This window comes from Rhodococcus sp. UNC363MFTsu5.1, from assembly GCF_000686785.1.
Taxonomy (GTDB): domain Bacteria; phylum Actinomycetota; class Actinomycetes; order Mycobacteriales; family Mycobacteriaceae; genus Rhodococcus_G; species Rhodococcus_G maanshanensis.
Genome location: NZ_JMLO01000055.1, coordinates 1 through 5,525, shown reverse-complemented (window position 1 = coordinate 5,525; position 5,525 = coordinate 1). Strand labels below are relative to the sequence as shown.

The 5,525-nt window shown below is 65.1% G+C and carries 6 protein-coding genes and 1 pseudogene; all 7 read right to left on the bottom strand.

The window, feature by feature from the left end; genetic code table 11:
- A partial coding sequence (locus BR31_RS0124930) for an AAA family ATPase (protein ID WP_156042629.1) occupies positions 1–493 on the bottom strand: 493 nt, incomplete at its 3' end.
- Between the two features lie 328 nt (positions 494–821).
- Positions 822–1,196, bottom strand: coding sequence for a hypothetical protein (locus tag BR31_RS0124925; protein ID WP_027503333.1), 375 nt, complete (start codon positions 1,194–1,196; stop codon positions 822–824).
- A gap of 4 nt (positions 1,197–1,200) precedes the next feature.
- Positions 1,201–2,712 carry a terminase large subunit domain-containing protein gene (locus tag BR31_RS30090; RefSeq protein ID WP_231496698.1) on the bottom strand — a complete coding sequence of 504 codons (1,512 nt, stop codon included), beginning with the start codon at positions 2,710–2,712 and terminating at the stop codon, positions 1,201–1,203.
- On the bottom strand, positions 2,709–3,191 hold the full coding sequence (locus BR31_RS30085) for a hypothetical protein (protein ID WP_051637734.1): 483 nt from the start codon (positions 3,189–3,191) through the stop codon (positions 2,709–2,711). Before BR31_RS30085 ends, BR31_RS30090 begins: the two co-directional genes overlap by 4 nt.
- A gap of 59 nt (positions 3,192–3,250) precedes the next feature.
- Complete coding sequence (locus BR31_RS0124910; protein WP_027503332.1) at positions 3,251–4,009, bottom strand: hypothetical protein; 759 nt, start codon at positions 4,007–4,009, stop codon at positions 3,251–3,253.
- A 12-nt stretch (positions 4,010–4,021) separates the two neighbouring features.
- On the bottom strand, positions 4,022–4,348 hold the full coding sequence (locus BR31_RS0124905) for a hypothetical protein (protein WP_027503331.1): 327 nt from the start codon (positions 4,346–4,348) through the stop codon (positions 4,022–4,024).
- 71 nt (positions 4,349–4,419) lie between these two features.
- A pseudogene (locus BR31_RS32015) lies at positions 4,420–5,525 on the bottom strand (hypothetical protein); the annotation flags it as partial.

Sequence of the window (5,525 nt, the reverse complement as noted above, 5' to 3'; positions counted from 1 at the left end):
CCGGTTCTGTCGCGAACTTGCCGAGAAACGGGTCTCCATCAACGAGAGACCGGATCAGGTTCCCAACGAGGGTGGTCTTGCCGGCCTTGAACTGCGCAGAAAGCATGATGCGGCCGCCGACTGGGAAGAGCTCATCGATTCGGTACTTCGCGTCTTCATCGGGAATCGCCAGGAAGTCAGTCAGGGAGACCGGCGGTGTGATGGACGCGAGAGTCGAGGCATTCTTCAGCGCCAGTAGTCGACTCCGAGCTTCTTCCCTCACGAGGAGTTTGGAAAGTTCGCCTTGTACCTGGATTTCGTGAAGATCGCGGCGCTCGAGCGCAACCACTTCCGCGATGTGCGGCACGTCGCCGTAGGGATCGTTGCTTCCCTGCCATTGTCCCTGCTCTGCGTTAGCATTGGACGCAGAGTCAGCAGCTTGGTGGCAGTTGGTCTCATCGAAAGGCTCCTCGATGGTCCCGAGGGGCCTTTCCCCTTGCGCGGGGTTGCTCATGCGGCACCACCGTCACGGACGTCTGCGACCAGGAGGCTGTCGACTTCGTTGAGGTCGACGAAGACTCGCCCGCCTCTGCGGTATCGGGTGAGAAGTCCCCGGTTGAAGTAGTTGTGAATCGTCCGGGTGGTGCAGTCTGCGCGGCTGGCGCCTTCGCGGACTGAGGCAGGTTTGACGGGTAGACCCGTTCGAGGGTTGAGAGGCACGGGAGTTCCTTAAGGGCTCTGCGAGGGATGGGGGTGAACGCTGGTCCCGTGCGGGTCTCAGGTCTCGTACCGTGCGGTTCTCGACACACCCATGATTCCATGGTTAACGCTGTCTTTCAACACTATTCGGCCCTCTGCGTGTCGGTTTCGATGTCGTGTCCGTAGCCGGCGGCGCGAAGTAGCTCAGCCATCTGGGCGAGCGGCATCACAGCGAGCCATTCCCCCGGATCACCAAGTCCGCGGCGCTTGAGGACCAGCAGTGCATGGTCGGCGCGAGCTTCGTCCTTCTGCTCTCCGAGTTGGCGTAGCCATTCCGGCCAGGCGTAGGCGGCTCGGTCCTTGACCTGCACGGTGAGCCCTGGGGCGGGGTGCAGGTCACCAGCGTCGCGGGTGTATCCAGCTCGGGTGCGCTCACAGTGAGGAAAGCCGTTGGTGCGCAGAAAGTCCCGTACTGCTCGTTCGGCGCGGTCACCCTTGGTCTTGTTCGGGTTGGTCATGTCGTCACCATCCATCTGACTTGTCGCGGCCGGGTGCCCGTTGAAGTGCTTCGCGCAGCGGCCAGCATTGGGGCCGTGCGGGGATCTTGGTTCCGTTGCCGGTGGTCAGCCATTCGGTATCGGTCGCCAGGAATCGGTCTTCGCGGCCGTACCAGCCATTCCACGGCTTGTAGGGGTTGATCGTCGAGATGGCCTGCAGAAGCGCCATGGCGAGGTCGTCGTGGCCGGCCCGGTCGGGCACAGCTATTCGCATCTGTCCGCCGGTTAGTTGCTCGAATTCGAGTGCGTGCAGCTGCTTGAGCAGCTCGGGGTGACGAGGAAGGACGATGCGACCTTGCTGGAGCAGCACCTTGAGCAGACCGAACCCGCTCGCCTTGCGTCGATTGTCGGTGGTGACCCCGGTGACGAATGTGTACTCCCTGACCCGGCCGTAGCGGTCCGGCTGCCGTTCCTGGAGGTATTGCTGGTGGCTTTCGTGCATTGCGTTGCGCAGGCTCTCGGTCGGGTAGGCGCCGACCCCGTTTGTCTCTGAGACGAGTCGGATGGTGTTGTACTGGCCCGCCACCTCGACCACGCGTTTGATGAAGTCGGCGTACGGCATCCGGTAATGCGCTTCGAGATGCGGGATGAAATAGGTCAGCTCATCGCGGTTGTTTTCCCCGCAGTCATCGAGGACACCGAGCATGACGAGTGCGTTGGCGTCGCGCGCCATGCCCCAGTCGATGCCACCTGCCACCATCGGATGGCTGGCGGGGAGCTGGCCTGCGCCGAGGTACCCATGGCCAGCAACAGCCCCCTCGAGCTCGGCGGTGGAGAAGTAGGCGCCTGCGTCGTCGGTCCATTCGGCGAGGTACTCGCGGGAGAAGTAGTCGGCAGGCTCGCGGGCCTGGATCTCGGCCAATAGTTCCTTGTCGACCATCGGAGACGTCGAGGACGGCCAATGCCATGACTGGACCTGACCATCAGGGTTGGTCGTCCCACGGCGCCACAGTTGGCGGAAGAAGTGGTCGGCACTCCCCCATGGACTCGATGACAGGATGACCCGTGAGCCGGGGCGAGCGATGACGGACGGCTCAGCGGCTCGCCAGATTTCGGGGTCGACGAATCCGGCCTCATCGATGATGAGCAGGTCGACGGGCCAGCCACGGATCTGACGTTGTGAGGCGGGCACTGAGATGAGCCGTGAGCCGTTGGAAAGGGTGATCTGGGACTTGGAGTCGTCGAGGACAGATCCGCGCAGCAGCGGCGAAGCTGTGGCCATTGCGGCGCATTCCTCGAGCAGCCGGCGGGAGGCGGTCTCGCCTGCGGAGACGAGCAGCACCGTCGCGTTGCGCTTGGTGAACCCCTCGTGCAGTGCTGTGACAGCGAGGACTCGAGACTTGCCTACCTGGCGGCCAGCGCACATCACCCGGTAGCGGGCGAGGGAGCGAGCGAAGTCGAGCTGGTGATCCCAGAGCGGTTGTGCGAGGAGCTGATCGGCGAACTGTTCGACGGTGATGGCTTGGGCGGTGGTCAATTCTCCCCCTCAAGGGTGGGTGGCGTGGTCGAGGCCTTCTCTGCGTCTTCGCGTTGCTGCGTGAGGATCTGGGCAAGGTCGAGCTGGGTGGAGGCGATGTCTTTGCCGAGGCGCGCCTTGGACAGCGGGTCAAGGCCGAGGCGGGAGCGATGGTTCGCGGCCTGGGTGTCGATGCGGAGGCGATGCTTCTCGGCTGCGCTGACCTCGCCGGTCTCGGTGAAGGCGCCATGCTGGTCGACGTATGCGGTGAGCACCTCAAGCTGAGCCTCAGTGCGTGCATACGCGAGGACCGCAGGCTGCATCTCAGGGGCTTGCAGGTCCGGGCGTGACTGGCACACGGCATTGGCGATTTCGGCTGCGAGAGGGACGATCACGCGGTCGGAATGTGCTCCGTGCTTCTTCGCGACGTAGTTTCCCGGCTTGAAGGGTTCCCAGGAGTAGCCGCGGGCGGAGCCTTGGCTGACGATGTCTTGAGTCATGTGGTGGTCCTTCCGGGGCGGCCCCAGTCTCGGAAGACTGGGGCCGCCATGGGGAGTCGCTACGCTGCGTCCTCGCCTGCGTCGGGTTCGTCGCCGCCAGCGCCCTGGCTCAGGGCCAATTCCAGACCGATCGCCGTGTCGAGTCCGCTGCCGTTGCCGTTATCGAGGGCATCGATGTAGCGGTCGAACGCTGGCATGACCGAGTCGAGGGTGATCGCCGAGGCGATAGCAGCGGCGCCTTCAGGCCCCGCGAGCTCGGCGAAGCGTCCGGCCACGGCCCTCGTTACGGCAGAGGTGTCGACCTCCCTGTGCGCACCGACGAGCTTCCCGCCGTTGCGACCCGGCGTCTTGTGGACCTCGATCTGCATGCCGGCCAGGCCGCTGTCACCTTGACCGGGCAGGTTCGCCTGCATCCACGCGGGAGCGAAGCGCTCGGCGCCGAGGACGGCATCAGCATCCGCGTTGCGCAGAGCCGCCTTGAGGCTGCGCCCCTTCTCGAGCTGAGGCAGAACGACGTTGCGCCACGCCTGCTCAGTCCGAACAAGGTCGGTGGGGTTGTTCGGGTCGAACTGGGGGCGCGCCTTCGCGGCCTGGCGCTGGGTCTCGCGGGCGACCGCAGCGGCCGCCTCCTTGATTGCTGCGAACTGCGGTGCGTAGCGCCGGGTGTATTCCTTCCGCCAGCTCGCGACGTGCTCAGCCCGCTCGCTGGGCGTCATCAGCACGTCCGCCTTGGCCTTGGCCACGACCTCGTCGAGCTTGGACTGGCGCTCCTGCTTGAGCTCGCGGGCCTTCTTCTGCAAATCCTTGATGGTGTTCACGGTTGCCTCCTCCTAGTTGTGCAGGTCGTAGATGCAGTTGGGGTTCTCGAGGTTCGGCCAGCCGAAGCCCGTCGGGGGCGTCGGCCAGCCCGGCCCCTGCGGGACGAGCGGCGGGAGCGGCTGCGGGTTAGCCCCGTCCTGCGGGGGAATCGCGCTCACAAGGGCACCGTCGTTTGCACGGATGCGGTGCTTGACGGAGCCGTAGATCTTCTTGCCTTCGGGGTCGAGGTAGATGCCCTGCGGGGTGAGCCTCGACCCTCCGCGCATGACGTAGTCGCCCGTCTCGGTGTCGTAGTGGGTGCCGAAGGCGGGGTGTGCCTGTTCGGGATTGCTACTCATGGTGTTCTCCTGGGTGTTGTTGGTGTGCTGGATGTTTCGGGTTAAGGCGGGTCATCGGGTCCAGGTCATCGTCATGGCGTTGCACCTCCGAACTGCGCAAGCAGTCTCTTGTTGAGCTCCTCGAACCTTCGGAGCTGTTCCTGGTCGCTGGATACGGTGACGTGGTTTTCGATCTGCACGCCGGGTCGCCATGACTGCTGCGCGCCCTGGGTGATGCCATCGACGGTTTGCTGCGCGGCGCCTGCTACCTCAGGTGAGAGCAGTGCTCCGAGGAAGCCGCCGGGCTTGGGGATGCCCCAGGCTTCGGCGAGGTCAGGCCCGGCCTGTTGCGCCCAGTCGGAGAGCCGTTGCTGTGGCGTCGGCGGGGCTGTGAACGACGTCGCGGGTGCAGGCGCCGAACTGCGGCTACCGCCCCCGCCGCCACCCGAGGGTGATGGTGCGGGCTTGGCTGTTACCTCCGCGGAGGCACCGGACGGCCAGTTGGTGACAAACACCCGCTGCCCATCCGTGGAGAGGTTGATGCCAGAGTCGGTCGTCCCCGACTTGGATCCGTCGAGCTTCCGTTGCAGGTCGAGGCGGCGACTGCGCGCCTTCTCCTGGTCTGCGCCCGAGGCGTTCAGCTCCTCCTGTAGCGCCTGGTCGATCGCCTTCTGGATGTCCTCGGTCGAGGGATCATCACCGGAGCGGCCGCCGGATGCGCCGGGCCAGTGCCACACCATCGGGAAGTCCCGAGCACCGTCAGCGCCGCCGCCGTACTGGATTCCGTTGGAGCCGTCGGACTCGACGTTGGTTCCGAAGAGAGTGCCGGCCATGTGCCCGTTCTCCCCGACTCCGCCGTTCGTTCCGATGGAGAAACCGTCCGGGTCATACCCAGGCGCCCAACCCATCGACGCGAAATCGGAGTCGGTGGTGAAGCGGACAGACTGGCCGGTGCCCGCGTTGAAGATGTCGGAGAGATGTCCGGAGCAGTCATCGAGGGTGCCGTACCCGTAGGGGCGACCCGCCTTTGATCGTGCCCGACCCTGTGCCGCCGCGGCGTCGAAGATGCCGCCGTTGTCCATCTTCACCAGACCGAAGCCAAACCGGTCCGCGACCTCTTGCAGGATGTGCTCAGAGCGCGGGCGCTTGCTGACCGAGAGCGGAATGAACGCCTCACCGCCCGTCTCCGGCTCTGCCC